This is a genomic window from Oerskovia sp. PE-21s, from assembly GCF_056158145.1.
This window is the reverse complement of sequence record NZ_JBUXJM010000002.1, coordinates 264,099-286,439: the sequence shown is the minus strand read 5'-3', so window position 1 is coordinate 286,439 and position 22,341 is coordinate 264,099. Positions and strand designations below refer to the sequence as shown.

At 73.5% G+C, this 22,341-nt stretch carries 18 protein-coding genes; 7 read left to right on the top strand and 11 right to left on the bottom strand.

Annotated elements, in window-relative coordinates; all coding sequences use genetic code 11:
* The first annotated feature begins 62 nt into the window (after window positions 1–62).
* Window positions 63–1,550 carry a zinc-dependent metalloprotease gene (locus tag ACZDYF_RS04220; RefSeq protein ID WP_475053810.1) on the top strand — a complete coding sequence of 496 codons (1,488 nt, stop codon included), beginning with the start codon at window positions 63–65 and terminating at the stop codon, window positions 1,548–1,550.
* Window positions 1,551–1,565: 15 nt separating this feature from the next.
* Here ACZDYF_RS04220 and ACZDYF_RS04215 read toward each other — a convergent pair whose 3' ends face one another.
* The gene (locus ACZDYF_RS04215; protein WP_475053807.1) at window positions 1,566–2,291 is read right to left on the bottom strand and encodes a YgjP-like metallopeptidase domain-containing protein; all 726 of its coding nucleotides are present in this window, start codon (window positions 2,289–2,291) and stop codon (window positions 1,566–1,568) included.
* A gap of 190 nt (window positions 2,292–2,481) precedes the next feature.
* Between ACZDYF_RS04215 and ACZDYF_RS04210 the strand changes: the two genes are divergently transcribed.
* Window positions 2,482–3,573: a ThiF family adenylyltransferase gene (locus ACZDYF_RS04210; protein ID WP_475053804.1), complete on the top strand. Its 1,092-nt coding sequence runs from the start codon at window positions 2,482–2,484 to the stop codon at window positions 3,571–3,573.
* On the opposite strand, the gene ACZDYF_RS04205 is transcribed toward ACZDYF_RS04210, so the two are convergent.
* A complete protein-coding gene (locus ACZDYF_RS04205) occupies window positions 3,559–3,993 on the bottom strand; it encodes a WhiB family transcriptional regulator (protein ID WP_204808177.1) in 435 nt (144 codons plus the stop codon). The genes ACZDYF_RS04210 and ACZDYF_RS04205 overlap by 15 nt on opposite strands.
* Window positions 3,994–4,458: 465 nt before the next feature.
* Window positions 4,459–6,480: an ATP-dependent DNA helicase UvrD2 gene (locus tag ACZDYF_RS04200; protein WP_475053802.1), complete on the bottom strand. Its 2,022-nt coding sequence runs from the start codon at window positions 6,478–6,480 to the stop codon at window positions 4,459–4,461.
* 199 nt (window positions 6,481–6,679) lie between these two features.
* Between ACZDYF_RS04200 and ACZDYF_RS04195 the strand changes: the two genes are divergently transcribed.
* Window positions 6,680–6,946: a mycoredoxin gene (locus ACZDYF_RS04195; protein ID WP_138825247.1), complete on the top strand. Its 267-nt coding sequence runs from the start codon at window positions 6,680–6,682 to the stop codon at window positions 6,944–6,946.
* Window positions 6,947–7,090: 144 nt separating this feature from the next.
* Here ACZDYF_RS04195 and ACZDYF_RS04190 read toward each other — a convergent pair whose 3' ends face one another.
* The gene (locus tag ACZDYF_RS04190; RefSeq protein ID WP_475053799.1) at window positions 7,091–8,134 is read right to left on the bottom strand and encodes a DUF2776 family protein; all 1,044 of its coding nucleotides are present in this window, start codon (window positions 8,132–8,134) and stop codon (window positions 7,091–7,093) included.
* 93 nt (window positions 8,135–8,227) lie between these two features.
* On the bottom strand, window positions 8,228–9,262 hold the full coding sequence (gene nudC, locus ACZDYF_RS04185) for an NAD(+) diphosphatase (protein WP_475053797.1): 1,035 nt from the start codon (window positions 9,260–9,262) through the stop codon (window positions 8,228–8,230).
* Window positions 9,263–9,371: 109 nt separating this feature from the next.
* Here nudC and ACZDYF_RS04180 point away from each other — a divergent pair, with 109 nt between their 5' ends.
* The gene (locus ACZDYF_RS04180; protein ID WP_475053795.1) at window positions 9,372–10,295 is read left to right on the top strand and encodes a phosphotransferase; all 924 of its coding nucleotides are present in this window, start codon (window positions 9,372–9,374) and stop codon (window positions 10,293–10,295) included.
* 187 nt (window positions 10,296–10,482) lie between these two features.
* On the opposite strand, the gene ACZDYF_RS04175 is transcribed toward ACZDYF_RS04180, so the two are convergent.
* A complete protein-coding gene (locus ACZDYF_RS04175) occupies window positions 10,483–11,160 on the bottom strand; it encodes a hypothetical protein (protein ID WP_475053792.1) in 678 nt (225 codons plus the stop codon).
* Between the two features lie 262 nt (window positions 11,161–11,422).
* Here ACZDYF_RS04175 and ACZDYF_RS04170 point away from each other — a divergent pair, with 262 nt between their 5' ends.
* Window positions 11,423–11,557 (top strand): GyrI-like domain-containing protein, encoded by a 135-nt coding sequence (locus tag ACZDYF_RS04170; RefSeq protein WP_475053790.1) that lies wholly within the window; start codon window positions 11,423–11,425, stop codon window positions 11,555–11,557.
* 62 nt (window positions 11,558–11,619) lie between these two features.
* Here ACZDYF_RS04170 and ACZDYF_RS04165 read toward each other — a convergent pair whose 3' ends face one another.
* The 5 genes from ACZDYF_RS04165 to ACZDYF_RS04145 all read right to left on the bottom strand — a co-directional run bounded on the left by ACZDYF_RS04165 (window position 11,620) and on the right by ACZDYF_RS04145 (window position 20,996).
* Window positions 11,620–12,099, bottom strand: a complete 480-nt coding sequence (locus ACZDYF_RS04165) for a hypothetical protein (protein WP_475053787.1) — start codon at window positions 12,097–12,099, stop codon at window positions 11,620–11,622.
* A gap of 323 nt (window positions 12,100–12,422) precedes the next feature.
* Entirely contained in the window at window positions 12,423–12,917 is a 495-nt protein-coding gene (locus ACZDYF_RS04160) for a DUF7660 family protein (RefSeq protein WP_475053781.1), read from the bottom strand.
* 49 nt (window positions 12,918–12,966) lie between these two features.
* Window positions 12,967–16,560 (bottom strand): UvrD-helicase domain-containing protein, encoded by a 3,594-nt coding sequence (locus tag ACZDYF_RS04155; protein WP_475053779.1) that lies wholly within the window; start codon window positions 16,558–16,560, stop codon window positions 12,967–12,969.
* Window positions 16,557–20,042: an ATP-dependent helicase gene (locus tag ACZDYF_RS04150; protein ID WP_475054599.1), complete on the bottom strand. Its 3,486-nt coding sequence runs from the start codon at window positions 20,040–20,042 to the stop codon at window positions 16,557–16,559. The genes ACZDYF_RS04155 and ACZDYF_RS04150 overlap by 4 nt, the downstream gene beginning before the upstream one ends.
* Window positions 20,043–20,111: 69 nt before the next feature.
* Window positions 20,112–20,996: a DUF3152 domain-containing protein gene (locus ACZDYF_RS04145; protein WP_204808167.1), complete on the bottom strand. Its 885-nt coding sequence runs from the start codon at window positions 20,994–20,996 to the stop codon at window positions 20,112–20,114.
* Between the two features lie 249 nt (window positions 20,997–21,245).
* Here ACZDYF_RS04145 and ACZDYF_RS04140 point away from each other — a divergent pair, with 249 nt between their 5' ends.
* Together ACZDYF_RS04140 and ACZDYF_RS04135 are read left to right on the top strand one after the other, a co-directional pair.
* Window positions 21,246–21,902 (top strand): TetR/AcrR family transcriptional regulator, encoded by a 657-nt coding sequence (locus ACZDYF_RS04140; protein WP_191789368.1) that lies wholly within the window; start codon window positions 21,246–21,248, stop codon window positions 21,900–21,902.
* Window positions 21,903–22,038: 136 nt separating this feature from the next.
* Window positions 22,039–22,263: a DUF3107 domain-containing protein gene (locus ACZDYF_RS04135; RefSeq protein ID WP_030150741.1), complete on the top strand. Its 225-nt coding sequence runs from the start codon at window positions 22,039–22,041 to the stop codon at window positions 22,261–22,263.
* Window positions 22,264–22,341 lie beyond the last annotated feature (78 nt).

Sequence of the window (22,341 nt, the reverse complement as noted above, 5' to 3'; positions counted from 1 at the left end):
CCCCCTTGTCCGTCCGCGAATGTGGTTACGGTGATTCCTGACGCTATCCCGAGGAGACCCCGATGAGCAGCCAACCGCCCGACGAGTTCGCCTCCGGCGCGGGCGACCAGCCCGACGCGCAGTGGGAAGAGCTCCTGCGTTCCATGTTCGGCGCGGACGCCGACGAGGCCCTGCGCGAGCTGCGTGCCCGCGGCCTCGACCCGGCCGCCCTGGCTGCCGGCAGCGGCCTCAGCAACGATCCTGCCACCATGAAGCACGTCCTGGCCCAGGTGCAGCGCCTCCTCGCGAGCTCGGGCAACGGCCCGGTCAACACGGACGTCGCGCACGACATCGCCCGCCAGGTCGCGGTAGCCGAGGGCGACCCCTCGCTCACGCCCGCGCACGTCCGCTCGGCGACCGAGGCCCTGTCGGTGGCCGAGCTGTGGCTCGACGCCGTCACGGACCTGCCGCCCGCCGGTGGCAAGCGCTACGCGTGGAGCCGCTCGGAGTGGGTCGAGAAGACTCTCCCCGCCTGGAACGCGCTCGCGGCGCCCGTGGCCTCCTCGGTCGCGGACGCGCTCTCGACCGTGCTGCGTGACCAGCTCCCGGGCGGGATCGACGGCCCCGACGCCGGCCTCGGCATCCCCGGGCTCCCCGCCGGAGCGCTCGGGATGGACTTCGACCCCGCGCAGATGATGCGCAGGCTGGGCTCCGCGGTGTTCGGCATGCAGATCGGCCAGGCCACGGGGACCATGTCCCGCGAGGTCTTCGGCGTCACGGACATCGGCCTGCCGCTCCTCGACGAGCCCGCGACGGCCCTCCTGCCCACCAACGTCGCCGCGTTCGCCGAGGGCCTCGACGCCCCGGTCGAGGAGGTCCGCCTCTTCCTCGCCCTGCGCGAAGCCGCGCACGCCCGCCTCTTCACGCACGTGAGCTGGCTCCGCGCGCACCTGCTCGGCCTCGTCGAGGCGTACGCGCGCGGGATCACGATCGACCTGGACGCGCTCGAGTCCCAGCTGTCCGACATCGACGTCACGGACACCGGCGCGCTCCAGCGCGCCCTGTCCGGCGGTGTGTTCGGTCTGCAGAACACCGACGAGCAGAAGGCCACCCTGCTGCGCCTCGAGACCGCGCTCGCCCTGGTCGAGGGCTGGGTCGACGAGGTCAGCGCACAGGCCGCGCTCCCCCACCTCCCGCACGCCGTCCCCCTGCGCGAGATGCTCCGCCGTCGGCGTGCGGCGGGCGGACCGGCCGAGCAGATCTTCTCGACCCTGGTGGGCCTGGAGCTGCGGCCGCGCCGGTCCCGCGACGCCGCGACCCTGTGGGCTCTCATCGCCGCCCAGGGCGGAGCCGACGCACGGGACGGGGTGTGGGACCACCCCGACCTGCTGCCCAGCCCGCTCGACCTCGACGACCCGGCCGGCTACCAGACACGGCGTACCGAGGTCCAGGAGGAGCAGAGCGACCTCGACAAGGCGCTGGCCGACATCTTCAGCGAGGCCGAGGACTCCCGGGGCTCGGGCCCGTCGGACGACACCGAGACCGAGCCGGACGGCTCTCCTCGCGACTGACGGTCCGCCCCGCGGCTAGCGGGCGGGCTCCGTCTCGGGGCCCTGCACCTCACCCCTGGCCGGCACCGCGTGCCGGTCGGGCGTGGGGTCCGCGACGGCATCGCCGGCATCTCCCTCCGGCGACGCCTGGGGCGCCGGATGAGCCTCGATCTCGACGTGGGGCGGCGACTCCTGGGCGTCGTCGGGCGCTTCAGGACCTTCGGGCCGCCCGCCGTCGCGGCTGTAGGACACCCCGTCGAGGAATCCCTTGGCCCGCTCCGTCCGGGGGTACGACTCGAGCAGCGCCCAGAACCCCGGCCCGTGCCCTGCGTGCAACAGGTGGGCGAGCTCGTGCAGCAGCACGTAGTCCAGAACCCACCCGGGCATACCCTGGACCCGCGTCGAGATCCGGATGCTGCCGTCGATCAGGGTGCAGGACCCCCAGCGACGCCCCTGGTTGCTCGACCAGCGCACGCTCGTGGGGTGCGCCCGGCCGTCGAGGTACTTGGCGGACAGCTCGGTCGCACGGGCCACGAGCTCCTCGTCGGAGGGCCTGCGTCGGCGTTCCTTGTCGGCGAGCCGGTCCAGCATGCGCTGGACCCACTCCCGTTCCTGGGCACGCGTGAAGCGTGCGGGGATCGACACGATCGTGCGGTCCCCGTCGCGGTAGGCGCTGACCGTGCTCTTGCGTCGACGGCTCCGGCGTACCTCGACGTACGTCTCGGCGCTCTTCGCGGCGCCCGGCTCGGCTTCGTAGGCCACGGCACAGACCGTAGTGGGTCCGCGTGACATATGCCATAGACCACGCCGAGGGTTCCCCTCCATGTATGCGCAGAATCGTCGAGAACAGGTCAAGTCTTGGCGAGGAGGACCGACCGCCCTGTGGAGAACCGTGACGAGCGTCCCCGCCACCCCAGACTGGTGCGACCGGCACACCAGTCGAGGAGGGCACATGGACGACGCCACCTTTCCCGTCCGGCTGCGCCCCGGGACCGTCGTGCTCCGGCGCGAGCCCGGGACGCTCCAGTACGGCACGGACGAACGATGGAGCGTGCTCCTGAGCGGGCTCGGCGACCAGGAGGCAGCCTGGCTCCTCGACCATCACCGGTCGGGGCGCCCCCTCCTGCACGCGCCACCCGCCCGGTACGGCGTGGACCCCGAGCGGCAACGCGTGATCGTGCGTCACCTGCACGAGGCGTTCCTCGTCGTCGGGGTGCCCGACGCGGCCTCCCGCGAGGTCGTGGCCCCCGCGCACGGTGGGGCGGACGCCCCGACCCTCGCGCTGTTGCGACCGGACGGCAGCGGGCGGGCAACGCTCGCGCGCCGGGCACAGGCGAGCGTCGGCGTCGAGGGCCTGGGCCGGCTGGGCCTCGGGGTCGCGGTCGTGCTCGCCACCGCAGGGGTGGGCACGCTCCTGCTCGACGACGCCGCGCCGGTCCAGGCGACCGACGTCGGGCTCGGCGGCTATCGGACCCGGGACGTCGGCCGACCGCGCGGAGAAGCCGCCGCGCGGATCCTGACCGACCTCGCCCCCGAGGTGCGCAGCCGCCTCGTCGAGGCGTCACGCTGGGTCGCGCCGCACGCAGGCCGACCGGACGTCGCGGTGGTCGTCGAGCATCGCGTGCTGCGCCCTGAACGGTACGGGCGGCTCACGGGCGACGGGACTCCGCACCTACCGGTCGTGGTGCGGGAGGCGGACGTGGTGGTCGGACCGTTCGTCCGACCGGGAAGGACGCCGTGCGTCCGGTGCGTCGAGGGGCATCGCGCCGACCTCGACCCGCAGTGGCCGCAGCTCGTCGACCAGCTACGGGATCCTCAGCGGGAGGTCCTCGACGTCGAGGAGACCACGCTGGCAGCCGTCGGCGCGGCGATCGCCGCGAGCCAGGTGCTCGCGCACCTCGACGGGCTGACGCCCCGCGCAGCCTCGGCCTGCATCGAGATCGCTGTTCCCGATGCCGTGCCGAGGCTGCGCGAGGTGGTGAACCACCCGCGGTGCGGGTGCTCGGACCTGACGGTCGCGGCAGCCATGTCAGGCCGCCGATGACGCGGAGACGGAGTCCTCCGACTCACGGGCGGCGGCGTGAGCCGCCTCCTCCGCCTGGCGGGCGAGGACCTCGGCCTTGCTCGGCCGGCCACGCCCACGCTTGCGGGCGACGACGGCTCCGTCGACGAAGACCTCGCCGCCCCAGACGCCCCACGGCTCCTGGCGGTCGATCGCGCCTGCCAGGCAACCGGCGACGAGCGGGCACGCCTGGCACAGGGCCTTGGCCTGCTCGACCTGCGTCGACTGCTCGGCGAACCAGAGCTCGGGGTCGTTCGTGCGGCAGGGCAGCAGACCGGCGAGGAGCCGGTCGAACTCGGCCGCGTCCGAGGAACCGAGAGGGGTGGTGAGGGGTTGGTGGGGAGTCCAAGGGCCGGATCCGCCCTGGGCAGTGATGTTGTCGAGCAGCGCGGTGAGCCGCACGATGTCCTCCAGTGATGTCCTGATCTGCGTGTGAACTTCTTTGTCACAGGACCCGCAGGTGGTCGTGCCGTCCGGGGATGGTGGACGGCTGACCGGGAAGACGATCGCATTCGGAGAAACACGAAGGCCGCGGGTCCAGGTGGACTCCGCGGCCTGAGAAGGGTGCGTCGGTGACTAGACCGGCGACGTCCTCAGTGCGGAGTCGGGAACGGGGCGGATGACGAGGGATCCGCCGCGCCGTGCGCGGTTGATCGGATCGGCCGACACATGTGTCGGGTTCGCTGTCAGGATCTGCTTCACCAAGCCCACCTCCCATCTCCGTCGAACGCCCGCCTCTCGGCGCGCGTCTCTCCTACAAGGACTCCTGAACCATATGCCGCCCTCGGAAGGACGCACAACTTAATTAACGAACTTCTTTCGACGAGTTTTCGCGAGCCCTGAGGAACCCCGCGATCACGGCGAGAATCAGCCTGCCGAACGCGCCACGATGTCCAGCAGCGTCGCGCCGTACTTCTCGATCTTGGCCGGGCCGATCCCGTTGATCCTCGCCAGGTCCGGCACCGAGGTCGGCCTGGTCTCGGCGATCGCCGCGAGCGTGCCGTCGACGAGGATCGTGAACGCCGGCTTGTCCGTCTCCTGCGCGACGGACATCCGCCACTCGCGCAGCTGCTCGAACAACGCCTGGTCGTACTCGCCCGTGAGACGGACCTTGTTCTGGTTCGCGCGGCTGCGACGAGGAGCACGCGCATGCTCCTCGTCGGGCCAGAGCCCGTCGAGGAAGCGCGTCCGACGACGCGACGCACGCCCGCCCGGGTTGCGCGACCGCCCGAACGACACCTGCAGGTGCTCCCGTGCACGGGTGATGCCCACGTACAGCAGGCGGCGCTCCTCGGCGACCGCCTCGTCCGTCTCCGCGAGCGAGATGGGCATGAGGCCCTCGCTCATGCCCGCGAGGAAGACCGCGTCCCACTCCAGCCCCTTCGCCGCGTGCAGCGACGCGAGCGTGACCCCCTCGACCGTGGGCGCATGCTGGGCCGAGGCGCGCTCGTCGAGCTCCGCGACGAACGAGACCACCGTGGGAGGCGCGTCCTGCGGCGCGACGCGTGCGACGTCGTCGGCCAGGGCGACCAGGGCCTGCATGGACTCCCACCGCTCGCGCGCGGCACCACGCGCCGACGGCGGTTCGTTCGCCCAGCCCGCCGTGACCAGGACGTCCCGGACCGTCTCCGGCATGGGGACCTGCGGGTCCGCGGACCGGGCCGCGCCGCGCAGGAGCACGATCGCGTCACGGACCTCCTTGCGCTGGAAGAAGCGTTCGCCTCCCCGCACGAGGTAGGCGATGCCCGCGTCCGCGAGCGCTTGCTCGAAACCCTCCGACTGGGCGTTGGTGCGGTAGAGGATCGCGATCTCGCTCGCACGCGTGCCCGCCGCCAGGAGACGGCCGATCTGCGCGGCGATGCCCTTGGCCTCGGCCTCGTCGTCGTCGTACGCGACGTACGCGACCGGTGGGCCGGACGGTCGCTGCGCGACGAGCTCGAGCGCCTGGTGGGCTCCCCCGCGGCGCCCCGCGCGTGCCAGGAGCTGGTTCGCGAGCGTCACGACCTGGGGCGTGGACCGGTAGTCCCGCACGAGCTTGACGACCTGGGCCCCCGGGTACTTCGTCGGGAACGTGAGCAGGTGGTGGGGCGTGGCGCCCGTGAACGAGTAGATGGTCTGCGACGGGTCGCCGACCACGCACAGCTCCTTGCGCCCGCCCAGCCACTGGTCGAGCACGAACTGCTGGAGCGGCGACACGTCCTGGTACTCGTCGACCACGAAGTGGCGGTACTGGCGGCGCACCTCGTCGGCCATGGCCCCCTGCGACGAGAGCATGTCGCCCAGCATGAGCAGGACGTCCTCGAAGTCGATGACCGAGCGCTCCGTCTTGACCTCCTCGTAGGACGCGATGAGCCGCGCGACGGTCTGGTGGTCGTAGCCCGCGGGCGCCGGGCGGTCGATCGCCGCGCACGCCCGGACGTAGTCGTCGGCCGTGACGAGCGAGACCTTGGACCACTCGACCTCCGAGGACAGGTCGCGGACCGCGATCCGGTCCACGCCGAGCCCCAGCCGCCGCGCGGCCTCGCCGACGACAGGAGCCTTGTACTCGAGGATGCGCGGCGGCGCGCCGCCCACGACCTTGGGCCAGAAGTAGCTGAGCTGTCGCAGCGCCGCGGCGTGGAACGTGCGGGCCTGAACCCCCGTCGCGCCGAGCTCGCGCAGGCGAGTGCGCATCTCGCCCGCGGCGCGAGCCGTGAACGTCACCGCCAGGACGCTCGTGGGCGTGTACACGCCCGTGCGCACCCCGTACGCGATGCGGTGCGTGATGGCTCGCGTCTTGCCCGTGCCCGCGCCCGCGAGCACGCAGACGGGACCGTGCAGCGCGAGGGCGACATCACGCTGGTCGGGGTCGAGGGCTTCGAGGATCTGGTCCGCTGACTCGTTCGGCATCAGGACGATTCTCTCAGCCGCCGCCGACAGCGGGCACCATCCTCCACAGGTTCGGCTGCCCCGTAGGAGGCGTCGGACGTGAGCGGGAACAACCCGACCCGTGCGGGCGTTCCTGACGACGACAGCTCCCGGGGCTCGCACCCTGGGCCGGTTGTCGGCCCGCGCACTCGCCTCGGGCCCCGCGAACGAAGGAGCACCGATGGCCACGGCCCCGACCACCCCCGACGCCGGATCGATCGTCATGTACTCGACGACCTGGTGCGGCTACTGCCGTCGCCTGAAGACCCAGCTCGACTCAGCGGGCATCGGGTACACCGAGGTCAACATCGAGGAGCACCCCGAGAGCGCGGCGTACGTCGAGCAGGTCAACGGTGGCAACCAGACCGTCCCCACCGTGGTCTTCCCGGACGGCACCGCGGCGACCAACCCGTCGCTCGCCCAGGTCAAGGAGCGCCTCGCGGTCTGACCTCCCCTCGCCGCCGACGGGCCTTGCGTGCACCGCGCGGTACGCCGGCGCAGAAGGCCCCGGACCGGAGTCCGGGGCCTTCTTCCGTCCTCGGGACCGGGCGCCTCGTGCTGCCCGCTCCAGCGCCCAGGCCTGGCCGCACGGCTACTTCGAGGTCCCCGCCTCGAGGATCGACACGATCGAGAAGAGCGTGAAGCAGACCGCACCGAGTCCCACCAGGACGTGCGCGCCGACAAAGAAGCCCGGCTCGGTCATGGTCGCTTCGAAGAGGAACGCCGCGAAGAACAGGCACGCGAGCGCTGTCGCCACCGGGATGATGGGGATGCGGTTGGCGAGCGCGAAGTCCTGGCGCCACACGAGCGCGAGGAGCAGCACCTTGGACAGGATGCTGAAGCAGATGAGGCCCAGGCCGATCAGCACGGTGCCGGGGGCCAGGCGCGCCGGGTCGGCCGAGCTGAAGAGCACCACGAGCCCCAGTGCGACGTTGATGGTTCCCATCGCGACGACCCACCACGCCCAGCGGTAGCGTTCGGCGTCGCCGAACTCGTTGCGGACCTGGCGCACGATGCTCGCGACGAGCGCGACGAGTGCGGAGCAGACGAGCGACAGCCCGACCACGACGTTGCCCGCGACCAGGGCAGCGTTGCCGCCGCGCGCGTAGAGCGTCGCCGCGACGACGAGACCCGCCACCGCGAACAGGGCGGGGATCGCGATCAGCAGGGTTCCCGTCCCGCGCGGGTAGGCGCCGTCCGGCGCGCCGCCTCCGACGGGAAGAGCCGCGCTCTTCTGGATGAGCACGAACTTGGTCGACGCCGTGGCCACGGTGCTCACGCACCCCGTGATGAACCCGATGCCGAGCACCACGTGCCCGGCCACGACGAACTGCGGCTCGTCGCCCCGGCCGATGATCGTGACGCCCCAGATCATGGTCGCGAGAGCCACCGCGTACCCGAGCACGGGCAGCGCGACGGCCCAGACGCGACCGTACCGGTGGACGAGCTGGCGGATGATCGTCGCGGCGGTCGTGAACAGCGCGATGCAGATCGCAGTCAGGGCCACGTTGACGTGACCGGCGACGAAGTGGTTCGCGTCGTCACCGCCCGACAGGACGTAGAGCCCGAACGCGAGGCATACCGCCCCCATCGCGAGCGGGATCGCACGGAAGAGAACGCTGATCGACGGGTTCATGCTCACTCCTCAGGGTGGACGAGCCGGTGCGTCCACCGTAGGCAGGGCACCGGGGATCGGCCCGTCGACCACTCTGGACGCCCCCGTGGTAGGTCACTCCCCCGCGAGCGGGCCGCCGAACCAGTCCTCGATGAGCGCCCGCGCGATCGACGAACGGCTCGGCAGCCTCACCTCCCCGCTCTGCGTGGCCTGGGCGAGCTGTGCGCGGGTGAACCAGCGCGCGTCGGTGACCTCCTCGCCGTCGGGCCGGACGTCCGTCGTGAGCGCCGTGGCCGTGAAGCCCAGCATGAGCGAGGCCGGGAACGGCCACGGCTGGCTCGCGCGGTAGACGACCTCCCCGACCGTGACGCCGACCTCCTCGGCGACCTCGCGCCGCACGGCCTGCTCGAGCCCCTCGCCCGGCTCGACGTAGCCCGCGAGCGTCGAGAAGCGGCCCTCGGGCCAGTGGGCCGCGTGACCCAGCAGGAGCCGGTCCTCACCCGGGCCCGTCCCCGGGTCGACGACCGCCATGATGACCGCCGGGTCCGTGCGCGGGTAGTGCTCGACGTCCTGCGCGACGCAGCGCCGCACCCAGCCCGCCGCGACCGGCACGGTCGGCTCGCCGCAACGCGGGCAGCGCTCGTTGGCCGCGTGCCAGGCGGCGAGCGCGACGGCCTCGGTCGCCAGGCCCGTGTCGCGCGGCCCCAGGCGCGAGGCGAGCTCGCGCAGCCCCGCCCACTCGTGCGCGCGCACCAGGACCGACAGCGGACCCTTGGGATCCACGCCCTCGATGTCGAGGTCGAGGTCGTCCGCGTCGTCGGGCAGGAGGAGAGCCAGGAAGGACGTGCCCGACGGCGCGTCCTCGCCCAGGAAGATCCAGCGCGGCGTGTTGCTGTGGTCGCCCGAGGCCGCGTGCGGCTCGGGGACGGCCGCGACCTCCTGCGGCGTCGCGAGCGCGAGGCCGTCCGGGCCGGTCGCGAGCCGACCGCGGTGCAGCAGCACCACGCGTGTCGACGGGTCGGCGCGGAGCGTCGCGAACAGACCCTCCTCGGTGCGGCGGTGCGCCGCCCGGTCGAGCATCGAGTGCGCGAGCGGGAGGTGCGCGGCGAACGCGCTGGGAGAGGCGGCGGGCGAGGTCTGGTCGGTCACTCGTCGACCGTAGGTCACGCAGGGCCGACGCTGCACCCGGCAGGTGCGCGTGGTGGACACGTTCCGGTCCGGGTGACGCCGCCCGCCCCGCACCGACTACCGTGGACGCGTGCCACGCTCACCGCTCAACCTCGCCGCGCTCGCGACCGCGGCCGTCCCCGGCCTCGACGTCCGGTCCGTGCGGCCGTCCGAAGCGACAGGCGACGACGACGTCGCGATCGTCACCGACAGCGGCGGACAGGAATGGGTCGTCCGGGCACCGCGGACCCTCGCGGCCGGCGCGGCCCTCGAGGCCGAGACCGCGCTCCTGGACTCGCTGCGGCACTACGTGACGACGGGCGTCCTGTCCTTCACCGTGCCCGACGTCCTGGGCTACGCGCTGCTCCCCGAGGGCGGGCGCGCCGTCGTGCACCACCGGTACGGCGGGGTGCCGCTCGACCTCGACACCCTGCGCCCCGGCCCCGGGCTCGCCGCCGACCTCGGTCGCGTCCTCGCCGCCGTGCACGAGCTCCCGCACTCGGTCGTCGAGAACGCGGGCCTGCCCGTCTACACGGCCGCCGAGTACCGCGACCGGCGCCTCGCCGAGGTCGACGAGGCCGCCAAGACCGGCAGGGTGCCCGCCCGGCTCCTGCGCCGCTGGGAGGCCGCGCTCGAGGACGTGTCGCTGTGGAAGTACCAGCCCGTCGTCGTCCACGGCGACCTGGGCACCGAGCAGGTCCTCGTCGCGCGCGGCCGCGTCGTCGCCATCACCGACTGGGCCGAGGCGCGCGTCGCCGACCCCGCCGACGACCTCGCATGGCTGCTCGTCGCGGCCCCGCCCGAGGCGATCGACTCGATCATGGAGGCCTACCAACTCCGCCGCACCGAGCTCACCGACCCGCACCTGACCGACCGGGCGCTGCTCGCGGGCGAGCTCGCGCTGGCCCGCTGGCTGCTGCACGGCGTGCGGCACGGGCTCCAGGACGTGATCGACGACGCGGTCGACATGCTGATCGACCTCGACGAGGTGACGAGCGGGGAGAGCGAGGGGTAGGCGCGACGTCGCCAGACCGAGGGACCCGCAACGCGAGCCGTCTACCCGACCCCGCCTCCAACGGCGATGCCGTCGTGGGTAACCGCTCGGTCCGCGCGGCGTGTCGTTCAGCCCGGAGGCAGTCCGACGCCAGCTGGCTCAGCATTCTCTCAACGGCCCTTCTCGTCGGCGCGCTGCCCTTCGACCGTCAGTATCGAACCGGGGTGACGTCGAGGCCCGTCCGCCATCCTCGCTCCCCCGCGGCGAATCCCTGGAACGCCGCGAGGACCACCGAGGCGTCCTCGACGAGGGTCCGCACGTGCGACCCGTCGCTCCCGTCACGCACCTCCACCGCGAAGACGCCCTCCGGGACTCCCGCGTCGAGCCCGAGGCCCGCCTGGACGTACCGTCCCGGCGTCGTCTCGAGAACGACGTACCAGTCCTGCGGCGACAGCCCTTCCACGGCGCGCACGATGTGCTCCTCCTGCGGACCGGTGATCACTGAACCATCAGCCGACTCCAGGACCGCCGTGCCGTCGCCCACCGTGAAGTGCGCCCTCCGAGACTGAGGATCGAAGCCCACCAGTCCGTGACGGGAAGCAAGATCCAGCAGGAACCCCGAGACCTCGGTGTGGCGTGAGTGCGCGAACGAGCAGATCACTCCCTCGCCGGTCCGCCAGACGGGGGTCGACCACGGCGACTCGTCGACGGTCTCCGGGGTCAGGTCCGGGTAGCGCTCGACCACTTCACCGTAGAAGGCGCTCAGCGGGCCGTCGCTGCTCGGTACGATCCCGATGTCCCCCTCGACGAGCGCGGCATAGACGCGGGCAGCGCCGGTCGCGGACGGAACCCCCTCCTGCCTCCAGAAACCCAGGTCATGGCTCATGAGTTGAGTCCTCCATGGTCGATTCCGTGGTCTGTCCAGACATGTGCGCCATCGGCAGCGTCGCCCCGCCCCACGATGTGGGCGCGAGAGCACCCTCCGACCTCGCGTTCGGTGGATGTCCCGCCATGGCACGAATCGCACAACCACACCGATCTACGGTGGCGCCATGGACACTACAGAACGCACGACCCCCGTCAACGAGCCCGTCACTATCCTGGGCTGCCACGTCCGCACCGACCCCGCCCGGACGTACTCGTGATTCTTGGGGTGCTGGGTCCCGCACGCCGGGGTCGCGCTCGCGGACCGGCCTGTCGTCGAGCAGTACCTCGACCTCCCGGCAGGCATGGAGCCTGGCGAGATCAGGACCGAGATGTGGCTGCCGATCGAGGGCGAGTAGGGCTCCCGCTCCGACCCGATGGCGAGCCCCTGGTCGCACGCCGACTGCGGTCGTCGATGATGTCAGTCGCCCACTCTCCAGCGGAATCGCCGGGGATCCACCGGGACGTCCACGCCGTTCGCACGCAGCAGCCGCCAGAGCCCGACAGCCCCCCGCTCGTCACGGGCGAGCACGACCGTCCGGCGCGGGGCGATGTCGGTGAGGAACCGATGAAAGGCGACGGCAACGTCGCGGCCGAGCGGCCAGTCGGCCCCGCTGTCGAGACGGACCCTCTCCGTCGCACGCTGACCGAGAAGCAGGTGAATCGACACCGGGTCGTCGCTGAGCGTCGCCGCGTACCACCACCCAAGGTGCTCACGCCAGATCGCGCAGTCCTCCACGAAGCTCTCGACCGAGTCGAAGAGGAGATGGAACTCGTCCGTCCACGAGCACCCGAGCTGCCCGCCTTCCGAGAGGACGATCTGGCACTGCGCTGTGGCGTGCGGCATCGAGCATCGGAGTCCCCTCGCGGGAGCGCCGCACCGTGGGACGTGTTCCGCCACCCAGGAGGATCGATTCCTCGAGCGGGCCGCCCTCGACCTCGACGTATAGTCCCTCGTAGCGCCGGGCGAACCGCCGTGCCGTCGACAGCATGGCCGACCGGTCCGCGTCCCAGCCGACGGGCCAGCACGGTTCGATCGCCTCGTCAGCCATCGCTGTCCTCCACGTCAGCTCGCGCACGAATCGAAGCGCCCGGTCCGACAGCCCTCCGGGCAGGTTGTCGGCGGAGGAGGTCACGATCGAATGCCGTGGACCATACGACTGTTCACCTTCTCGTCTCTGCGCATCGGGCCGCGCGCTGCACCGTCCTACGCGCCGCCCCGTCCTACTCGTAGACGAGCGCAGCCCGGAAGATCGCGGCGATCATGGCCCAGTCGGGGTCCTTCGGAACCGGTCCCTTCATCACGTTCGCGAAGAAGCCGTCCATAGATCCTGTCCAGCGCCCGGCTGCTTCGATCAAGGACTCCGGGGAGGAGTTCTCCGCGACGACGTCGCCTTCGCGCAGTCTTCCTGCCAGACCGATCAGGTGCCGGGCCAGGTCTTGCCTGGTGCGGATTGCGTCGAGCGTCGGGTCGGGCCAGGTCATGGCGTCCGTCGCGCGTCCACGGGCGTCCGCAAGCCCTGCGCCACGGTCCTGGTCGCCAGGCGGCGGTTGAGTATGTTCGACGCCACGCCGGTCCTCGTCCTCCATGGCACGTTCGAGGAGCGACTCGAGCACGCTCGCGAGAGAGGCCTCACCCTGGGACGAGGCCCAGGCGTGGAGGTCGTCTCGTAGTCTCACCGACACCGTGATCGTCCTCAGGCCTTCGTGTCCGGTCATGTCCGAAGTATGCCCGGCGAGGGTCCCCGTGAGTAGACGGCGGGCGCGATCATGCGCCACGCCCCGCGACCAGCGCCTCCAGCTCGGCCGCGTCCAACAGGCGCTCGGGGCGCACCGTCTCGTCCGAGCCCAGGTAGTAGAACGCCGCGTTGACCTTCTCGACCGGCAGCCCGGACCAGCGCGACCACGCGAGCCGGTAGACCGCGAGCTGGACCTCGCGCGTGCGCCGGGCCTCGGCGTCGCGGGGGGCCTTGCCCGTCTTCCAGTCCACGACCACGACGGCGTCGTTCGCACCTCCCGCGTGCTCGGGGCCCTCGGGGAAGACCGCGTCGATGCGCGAGCGGAACATGATGCCGCCCACGGGGGTCTCGACGTCGACCTCCACGGCGAGCGGAGTGCGCCCCGCCCACTCCGAGGCGAGGAACGTCTGCTGGAGCGCGTCGTGGTCCAGGTCCGGCGAGATGTCCTCGTCGTCGGCACCGGGCAGGTCGTCGACGTCGAGCAACGACGACGACGTGAAGTACTGCTCGGCCCACAGGTGGAACTGCGTGCCGCGGCGCGCGTGCACCGTGGGCTGCGCAGGCACCGGACGCCGCAGGTGCAACGCGTACTCGCCCCGGTCCGCGGCCAGACGCACGAGCCCGGACGCCGAGATGTGCGCGGGGAACGAGATCTCGCTGCTCCGGGCGTCACGGCGGTCGCGCTCCTCGAGCAGGATGCGCGCGAGCTCGCGCAGGTCCGTGCCCGACCCGTCCAGCAGCGGCACCTGCCCCTCCGAGATCGCACCCGAACCTGCGTCCCCGCCGCGACCGGCTGCGACCGAGAGCGACGCGCGGGCGTCGATCCGGTCGCGGACCCGGTCCGCGGCGGCCCGCACGACCGCGCGAGCACGCGGCTCGGCGGTCGGCGCGGGCGACCCGTCGGCCACGGCCCCGCCTGCACCGGCGCCGTCGGCCCCCGGCGCCCCCCGCGGCCACTCGGCCTCGTGGACCAGTTCGTCGCGCGGGTTGGTCTCGTCCTTCTCGGGCATGCCGGCCCAGTCGGCCGCGCTGATGATCCCGGCCTCGGCGAGCTCGACGAGGAACGGCGACGGGGTGCGCGGCTTGGTCGCGTCCCGCCACCAGGAGCCGGCGAGCAGGAGCTCGGCGCGGGCGCGCGTGAACGCGACGTAGGCGAGACGGCGCTCCTCGTCGACCTGGTGCTCGCCGCTCGCCGCGAGGAACTCCTTGCGGCGACCGTCGAGGTCCTTGGCGTCCTCGGCGACCTCGTAGTGGAAGACGGGCAGGTCCTCGGCGTCGCCGCGCAACGGGTAGGGCAGGTTGCCCAGCCCGGTGAACCAGCCGCTGTCGGTCGGCCCCTTGTCCCCCACGGCCGTGCTGGGGAAGATCCCGTCGACCATGCCCGGCACGGCGACGACGTCCCACTCCAGCCCCTTCGAGGCGTGCACCGTGATGATCTGCACCGCGTCCGGGTCGGGTTCGCGCACGGGCAGGTCGAGGCCCCGCTCCTGCGACCCGGCCGTGCCGAGCCACGCGAGGAAGGCGCCGAGCGTGGGCAGGTCAGCGGACTGCGAGAACGTCGCCGCGACGTCGCGGAACGCGTCGAGGTGCGCGCGCCCGCGGTCCCCGACCTCCTCGCCGTACCCGCCGGCCGCGAGCGTGGCCGCGGTGGTCACCTCGATGTCGAGGCCCAGCGCCCGCTCGGCCTGGGTCACGAGCTCGGGGAGCGAAAGGTACGTCTGCCCGCGCAGGTCGCGCAGCACCCTGGACAGCGCGGCGAGCCGCGCGTGCCCGGCCTCGGTGAGCACGCGACCGTCCCGCGCGGGGTGCCCCGGGGCGGGCAGGTCGTCGAGCGCGTCGACGATCGACCGGTGGTCGACGACGTCGCCCTCGACCACCGTGAGCGTCCCGTCCGCGGCGACGCCAGGTAGCTCTGCCTCGCCCGACGTGCCCGCACCCGACGGACCGGCGGACGCTCCGCCGTCGGGCGGGCCGGCGGGAGAGGAGTCGGCAGACGGGCGGCGCGCCGCGTCCCGGCGCGCCAGGTCCGCCGCCCAGCTGCTCAGCGCGTGCAGGTCGGCCGCGCCCAGGTTGAGGCGCGGACCCGTGAGGACACGCATGAGCGAGTCGCCGCGCGACGGGTCGTGCGCGACCTCCAGGAGCGCCACGAGGTCCACGACCTCCGGGGTCGAGAGCAGGCCGCCCAGCCCCACGACCTCGACCGGCAGCCCCTTGGCGCGCAGCGCGACCTCCATCGCGAGGAACTGCGAGCGCGCGCGGCACAGCACCGCTGCGGTCACGCGTTCCTGACGGCGCGTGCGCGGACGCCACCGCTCGGCGACGAAGTCAGCGACCGCCGCGGCCTCCTCCTCGAGCGTCGCCGCGTACACACCGGTCACGACACCGCGTCCCGCGCCGGGACGCTCGTCGAGCTGCGGCACGGGCACACGCGTAGCGCCCTCGCGCAACGGCGCAGCCGTGACGTTGGCCGCGGCCAGGACGGCCCGGTCGTTGCGCCAGGACGTGCTGAGGTACTGCACGTCGGCCGGTGCGCCCGTGCTGCCGGGGCCCGTCGCGCGGAACCGCTCGGGAAACCGTGCCAGCCCCGACGCGCTCGCGCCGCGCCAGCCGTAGATCGACTGGTTCGGGTCGCCGACCGCCGTCACCGGGTGCCCGCCGAACAGCGCGCACAGGAGCTCGACCTGTGCGTAGGACGTGTCCTGGTACTCGTCGAGCAGCACGACGCCGTACCGGGCCCGCTCCCCCGCGCCCACCGCGGGCACGGTCCGCGCGAGCCGGGCCGCGATCGCGACCTGGTCCCCGAAGTCGAGCGAGTCCGACGTCCGCTTGCGCTCCTGGTAGGTCTCGACGACGTCGAGCAGCCGGTGGCGCTCACCGAGCGAGCCCAGGAGCCGCTTGACCTCGGCATAGTGCTCGGTGCGCTTGCCGCCGAGCGGCGTCGCCAGGATCTTGTCGACGATGCCCGAGATGCCCGCGCGGGCCTCGTCAGGGCTCAGCAGGTGCTCGCTCAGCGCCCCGGACAACGACAGGACCGCGCCCACGACCGTCGAGAACGCGGCGTCGGTCTGGAGGTCTCCGGCCCAGCTCTCGACGACCTCCGCCGCGAGCTGCCACTGGCTGGCCTCCGAGAGCAGCCGCGCGCCGGGCTCGATGCCGATGCGCAGCGCGTGGTCCCCCACGAGCGAGGCGGCGTAGGAGTTGTACGTCAAGATCGCTGGCCGGTCCAGCATCGACAGCGCAGCGCCGTCCTTGCCCAGTGCGCGGTCGAGCTGCCCGAGGCGCGACTGGACGCGTTCGGCGAGCTCGCCCGCGGCCTTGCGCGTGAAGGTCAGCCCGAGCACGGCCTCCTTGGCGACCCACTCGTTCGCGATGAGCCACACGACGCGCGCGGCCATGGTCTCGGTCTTGCCCGACCCCGCCCCGGCCACCACGAGCATCGGCGCGAGGGGCGCCTCGATCACGGCGACCTGCTCGTCGGTGGGTCGCGGACGCCCGAGCATCTCCGCGATGCGCACGGCCGAGAACCGCGGCTCGGGCAGCTCCCGCTCGCCCGGCCCGTCAGCCCCGGCCGGGAACCCGACCGCCCCGAGGTCGACGTCGTCGAACAGCGACTCGGCGCTCATGCGATCACCTGGCGGCCTTCCGTCATGAGGGGGCACGAGCGGCGCACGGGGCACACCGAGCACAGCTTGTTCTCGCGGGCCGTGAACACCGAGTCGGCCATGGTGTCCGCGACGTCCTCCACGAGCTCGCGCGCCCAGCTCGACCCGTCGGGCTCGGGCTCGAGCGCGGGCTGCGTCCGCAGGCCGGCGTCCTTGCCGTCGCCCACGAACACGAGCTGGGCGCCCGCGCTGCGGGTGCCGTCGGGCAGGTCGAGGACCCCGCCCTCCACGGCGAGCTGATAGGTACCGAGCTGAGGGTTGGTCACGGCCTCGGCGACCGACGGCTTGGTCTTGCCCGTCTTGAGGTCCGCGACGCGCACCGCGCCGTCCCCGGCGTCCTCGACCCGGTCGATGACCCCGCGCAGCACGGCGCGGCCGATCTCGAGCTCGAACGGCGCCTCGACGAGCAACGGCTCGCCCGCGGACTGCAGGTACCCCGCGAGCCGGCCGACCATGTCCTCGGCCTTGTGCCGCGTCTGGGTCGCGGGCCAGCCCGGCGTGAGCGCGAGCTCGGGCCAGCGCCGGTCCAGCTCGGCAGCGAGCTCGGAGTGCGTCCCGCGCGGTGCCTCCTGCGCGATCGAGTGCACCAGGTTGCCCAGGGACTGCGCGGTCGCGTCGGGGGCCGTGCCGCCTGCGCTCTCCACGGCCCAGCGCAGCGCGCACCTGCTCACCGACTCGACCTTGGACGGGGAGATCATGACCGTGTCCTCGGGACCCCACAGGGGCTCGGTGCTGGAGACCGGGTTGACGCCGTACCAGGACTCGGGGCGCGCCTCGCCGACGCCTGCGAGCGCCAGGTCGGCGAGGAGCTCCGCGAGGTCGTCGGCGCGCGCGGGGTCCGAAGAGTCCGCGCGGCCGCGCCGCCCACCAGGGGCAGCCGACCGCACGGAAGGTGCGGGCACCTCGGGCGACGCCTTCACGACCTCCTCGACGAGCAGGCTGCGCGCCGAGGCGACGAGCCCGCGCAGGTCGAGCGGCTGCCCGACCTCGACGCGGCGCGGGTCACGCTCCTCGTCGGACCCCACGGGCCCGTCCCCGTCGTCGCCGCCGGGCACCGCGCCCGGCCCCTCGTCGGTGCCGTCAGGTCCCGCGGGCGGGCACACGAGGTCGACGAACGGCGAGGGGACCTCGTCGACGTCGCTCACGGCCGTCACGAGCAGGCGTCGCGTCGCGCGCGAGGTCGCGACCGCGAAGGACCGCAGCTCGTCGGTGAGGACGGCGCGCCGGGCGTCCGGCCCCAGGCCGTGCGCGTCCTGCGAGCGCCCAGCGAGGAGCTCGACGAGCGCCTCGGAGCCGAGCAAGGAGTCACGCAGCCGCAGGTCCGGCCACACGCCGTCCTGGACACCGGCCACGACCACGACGTCCCACTCGCGACCGGCCGCGCCAGCGGGCGTGAGGGCGGCGACCGAGTCCGTGCCCGCGGCACGGGCCGCGAGCGAGTCGGCGGGCAGGTCCTGGGACTCGAGGTACTCCACGAACGCCGACGGCGGAGCACCCGGCATGCGGTCGACGAAGGTCTCCGCGGCACGGAAGAGAGCGAGGACGGCGTCGAGGTCGCGGTCCGCGCGGGCGCCGACCGCTCCCCCGCCCAGCGCTGCGTCGCGCCACCGGTCCGACAGGCCGGTCGCGTGCCAGATCGCCCAGAGGACGGTCTGCGCGGTCGCGTCGGGGGCGAGCACGGCCTCGCGTCCGGCGGCGATCACCCGGGCCACAGACACGGCTCCGCGGCGCACGCTCGCGGGCAGCGTCGCGGCGCGCGACTCGTCGAGCAGGACCTCGACCAGGAGGGCGTCGGACGTCCGTCCGCCACCCGAGCCGAGCTCCTCGGCGCGCAACGCCCGGCGGAGCCGCCGCAGCGCGACCACGTCGAGGCCGCCCACGGGCGAGGTCACGAGCGCGGCCGCCGTCACGGGGTCCAGCTCGTCGAAACCCGACGCGGCGTCGGACGCGGCGGGCTCGCGCTCGATCAGCGTCTCCGCGGGGTCGCCCACGTCGCGGGTCACGGCGTCGTCGATCCCGGCCGCGCCGCGCACGCCGTCCAGCCCCCGCGAGTACCCGGCCGGGGGCAGACCCACCGCGACACGCATGATCGCGAGCAGCGGCGTGACCGCGGGCTCCTCGCGCAGCGGCACGTCCGAGCCGAGGATGCCGACGGGCACCGAGGCCGCGATGAGCGCACGGCGCAGCGTCGCGAGCTGAGCCCCGGCACGGCAGACGACGGCCATGCGCCCCCAGGGGGTGCCGTGCAGCAGGTGCTCGGCGCGCAGCTCGCGGGCCACGTACGCGGCCTCCTCGGCGCCGCTGCCCAGCAGGGCGACCGAGGCGCCGCGTGGCGGGCCATCCTCCGGGACGGGGACGGGCGACGCCGCCGCCCCGCGGTGGACCGCGCCGGCGACCGTGCCGATCTGGGTCGTCACGGTCCGCGTGACCTCCCGCAGGTCGCCCTCCTGCCGCCAGGCGGTGCCGAGGACCTCGACGCGGGCGTCGAACTCTCCCGTCGCGGCGCGCCGCCGCACGGGTGCCGCGGCCCGCCCGACCAGGGCCGGGCTCGCACCGCGGAAGGTCTGGACCGCGGTGTCCGGGTCCGCGAGCAGGACGAGGCGCGCGCCGTCGTCGTGCACCACGCGCAGGAAGCGCGCCGTCGCGATCGTGGCCTCCTGGTAGTCGTCGACCACGACCAGGTCCCACCCGGGCCGGGGTGCCCCCGTGACCTCGTCCTCCCAGGCCAGCAGTGCCTCGGCGGCCTCGTCGACGACGACCGCGGGGTCGTAGCGCGAGCCCAGGTCCGGGGTCCCGACCCGCAGCGCCGTCACGTCGAGGTACTCCTGGTAGACCTGCGCGGCGGTCCGCCACTCGGGGCGGTCGTGCGCCCGGCCCAGGTCGTCGAGGTCTGCGGGCGTCAGTCCGCGCTCTGCCGCTCGCATCAGGAGGTCGCGCAGCTCCTGGCGCAGGCCGCGCAGGGCCAGCACCTCCTCCGGCAGGCCGTCCGGCAGGCGCAGCGGCACACCGTCGCCGTCGAGGTGACCCGCGAGCAGCTCGGCGAGCAGGAGGTCCTGCTCAGGACCGGAGATGAGGGTGGGCGGTGGCTCGCCGGTCGCCGCGGCCCGCGCCCGCAGGACCGCGAACGCGGCGGCGGCGGCGGTGCGGACCATCGGGGCGCTCACGGTGCGGTCCGCGCGCGCCGACAACCGGTCGCGCACCTCGGCCGCGGACCGCCGCGACGCCGCGACCACCAGGATCCGGGCCGGGTCCACGCCCTCGCTCAGCGCCTGCGCGGCAACCTCGATGGCCACGGTCGTCTTGCCCGTCCCCGGCGCCCCGACGACGAGCGTCGCAGGCTCCGTGCGCACCGCGTCGAGCGCGGCCCGCTGGGTCTCGTCGAGCCGGACGGGGGCCGCGGAGGCGGCGTCCGGGAGGACGAGGCGGAGGTCGGGAAGGTGCAGCACCCGAAGATCTCATCACGAGGCACCCACATCGCCAGGCCGCCCCGGCGACCAGGGTCGCGAACGCCGCTAGAGCGTCGGCCACCCGTTCGGCAGGCACCCCTCGGTCGACATCGACTGCTGGACCATGACGGGCGCGAGCGCCCCCGGCGCGGGGCAGCTCACGTGCCGGTGCCCCAGCACGTGCCCGACCTCGTGGTTCACCAGGTACTGCCGGTACAGCGGCAGGTCCTGCCCGAAGTCGGTCGCGCCGTTCACCCAGCGCGAGAAGTTGAGGATCGCGGCGCCGGTCACACCGCACGAGTAAGCCCCCTCGGTCTGGAGCGGCGCGCACAGCCGGTCGGTCGTCGCAGGGCTCGCCAGGACCACACGGATGTCCGCGTCGCCCCCGGTCCGCGCGAACGTCACGCCGTCCACCGCGCTCCAGCCCCGCGGGTCGTTGAGCGTCGCGAGCACGGCGGCCGCGAACGTCTCGCCGTCCACGGGCAGCCCCTGCTCGACCTCGACACGCACACGCCGGACCGTCCCCGCCCCGGGCGCCGGCACCTCGGCGGGCACGATCGTCAAGGCTCCGCCGAGGTCCGGCACGACCTCCCGGCCGACCAGCCCCGACCCCTCCTCGACGACCCGCTCGAGGGGCAGCGGCAGCGACCCCGGACCGTCGAGGCCGACGAGCGGGTCGCGGACCGAACGGCTCGCGGGGTCCTCCGAGCGCGCATCGGCCGCGCCGTCCGTGCTGGCGGTACCGCCCGCCGCGGAACCGGCGCTCGCCTCGGGCGCCGCGCCCTCCTGCCCGACGCCGTCGCCCCCTGCGCGGTCCGTCGCACCGGAGGCCGCAGGGGCCACGGGACCGGTCGGGGCGCCGGGGATCAGCGAACCCACCCCGAGGACGCCGGCCCCGAGCCCGCCCAGGACACCGGCCACGACGAACGCTGCCGCCGGACCGCGGCGCATCCCGCGCCGACGTGCGCTCCCGAGCCTCGCCCGGGCGCGTGCAGCACGCGACGGGCGCGCCGCCGTCGGGCCGGGAAAAGCCGCCTGACCTGGGTCTTCACCCTCCACCGGACGATCCCCCAGAGGGCCCCTCCAACCGTCGACGGGCGCTCCTGGTGCATTCACGTGTCCATGATCGCATCGCCCGCCGCACCACCTCTGCGCTGCCCGTACTATCGCGGCATGTCGGGGGTCGCAGAGAAGCAGAGAATGCCCGGTTCCGTCCGCGCACGCATGCCCAAGGGCGAACGGCGTGTGCAGCTGCTCACGATCGCCGAACGCCTGTTCTCCGACCACGGCTACCACCACATCACGATGGACGACATCGCCGACGGCGCCGGGGTCAGCAAGCCCGTCCTCTACCGGCACTTCCCCTCCAAGCTCGACCTGTACCTCGCGCTCGTCGACCAGCAGGGCGTGGCGCTCGTGGACTCGGTCCGCACCGTCCTCGCACCGTTCCGGTCCGCACCACCGGGCACCTCCCCCACCGACGTCGACGCGCTCGCCGTGGACGGGCTCGCCGTGATCGAGGCCATCGTGCGGGCGTACGTCGACTACGCGCGGACCGCCGGCCCGTCCGCGGGTCTCCTGTTCGAGTCCGACGTCATGCGCGACCCCGGCGTCCGCGCCCGCGTGCTCGAGCCCGACGAGGTCAACGCCCGCGAGTTCGCCCGCGTCCTCGGCCGCCTGACGTCGCTCACCGAGCACGAGGCGCTCGTCGTCGCGCGCACGTGCACCGCGATCGCGCGCAACGCCGCGGGCGAGGCCGCGCGCGCCGGCACCGACGTGACGAGCGAGGAGCTCACCCGGCTCGTGCCCGCGCTCGCGTGGCGCGGGGTCCACGGGATGCTGCGCCGCGACCGCTGACACCGGTCGGGCCCCTCACCCGCCTCCACCAGCGCGGGAGCGCCCGGGGCGTCCGGGAATCTCGTTAGTATCGGAGGAGTTGTCGACCAGTGGCCGGCGGGATCACCCGCAGGCGACGCTCGCGAAGGAGAATCACGTGGAAGTCACCATCGGTGTGCAGAACTTGGCCCGCGAGCTCGTGATCGAGACGGAGGAGACCACGGAGGCCGTGGCCGCCGCCGTCTCCGCCGCTCTGGCCGGCGGTCCGGCCCTCGAGCTGCTCGACTCGCGCGGACGCCGCGTCATCGTCCCGACGGCGTCGATCGGCTACGTCGAGATCGGCACCGAGGAGCAGCGTCGGGTGGGCTTCGGCTCGCTCTGACGACTCGCGGACGACGCGTGCAGGACACGGGCGGGGCCCGGCTGGCACAGCCGGGGCCCCGCCCTCGTCGTCCCCGAT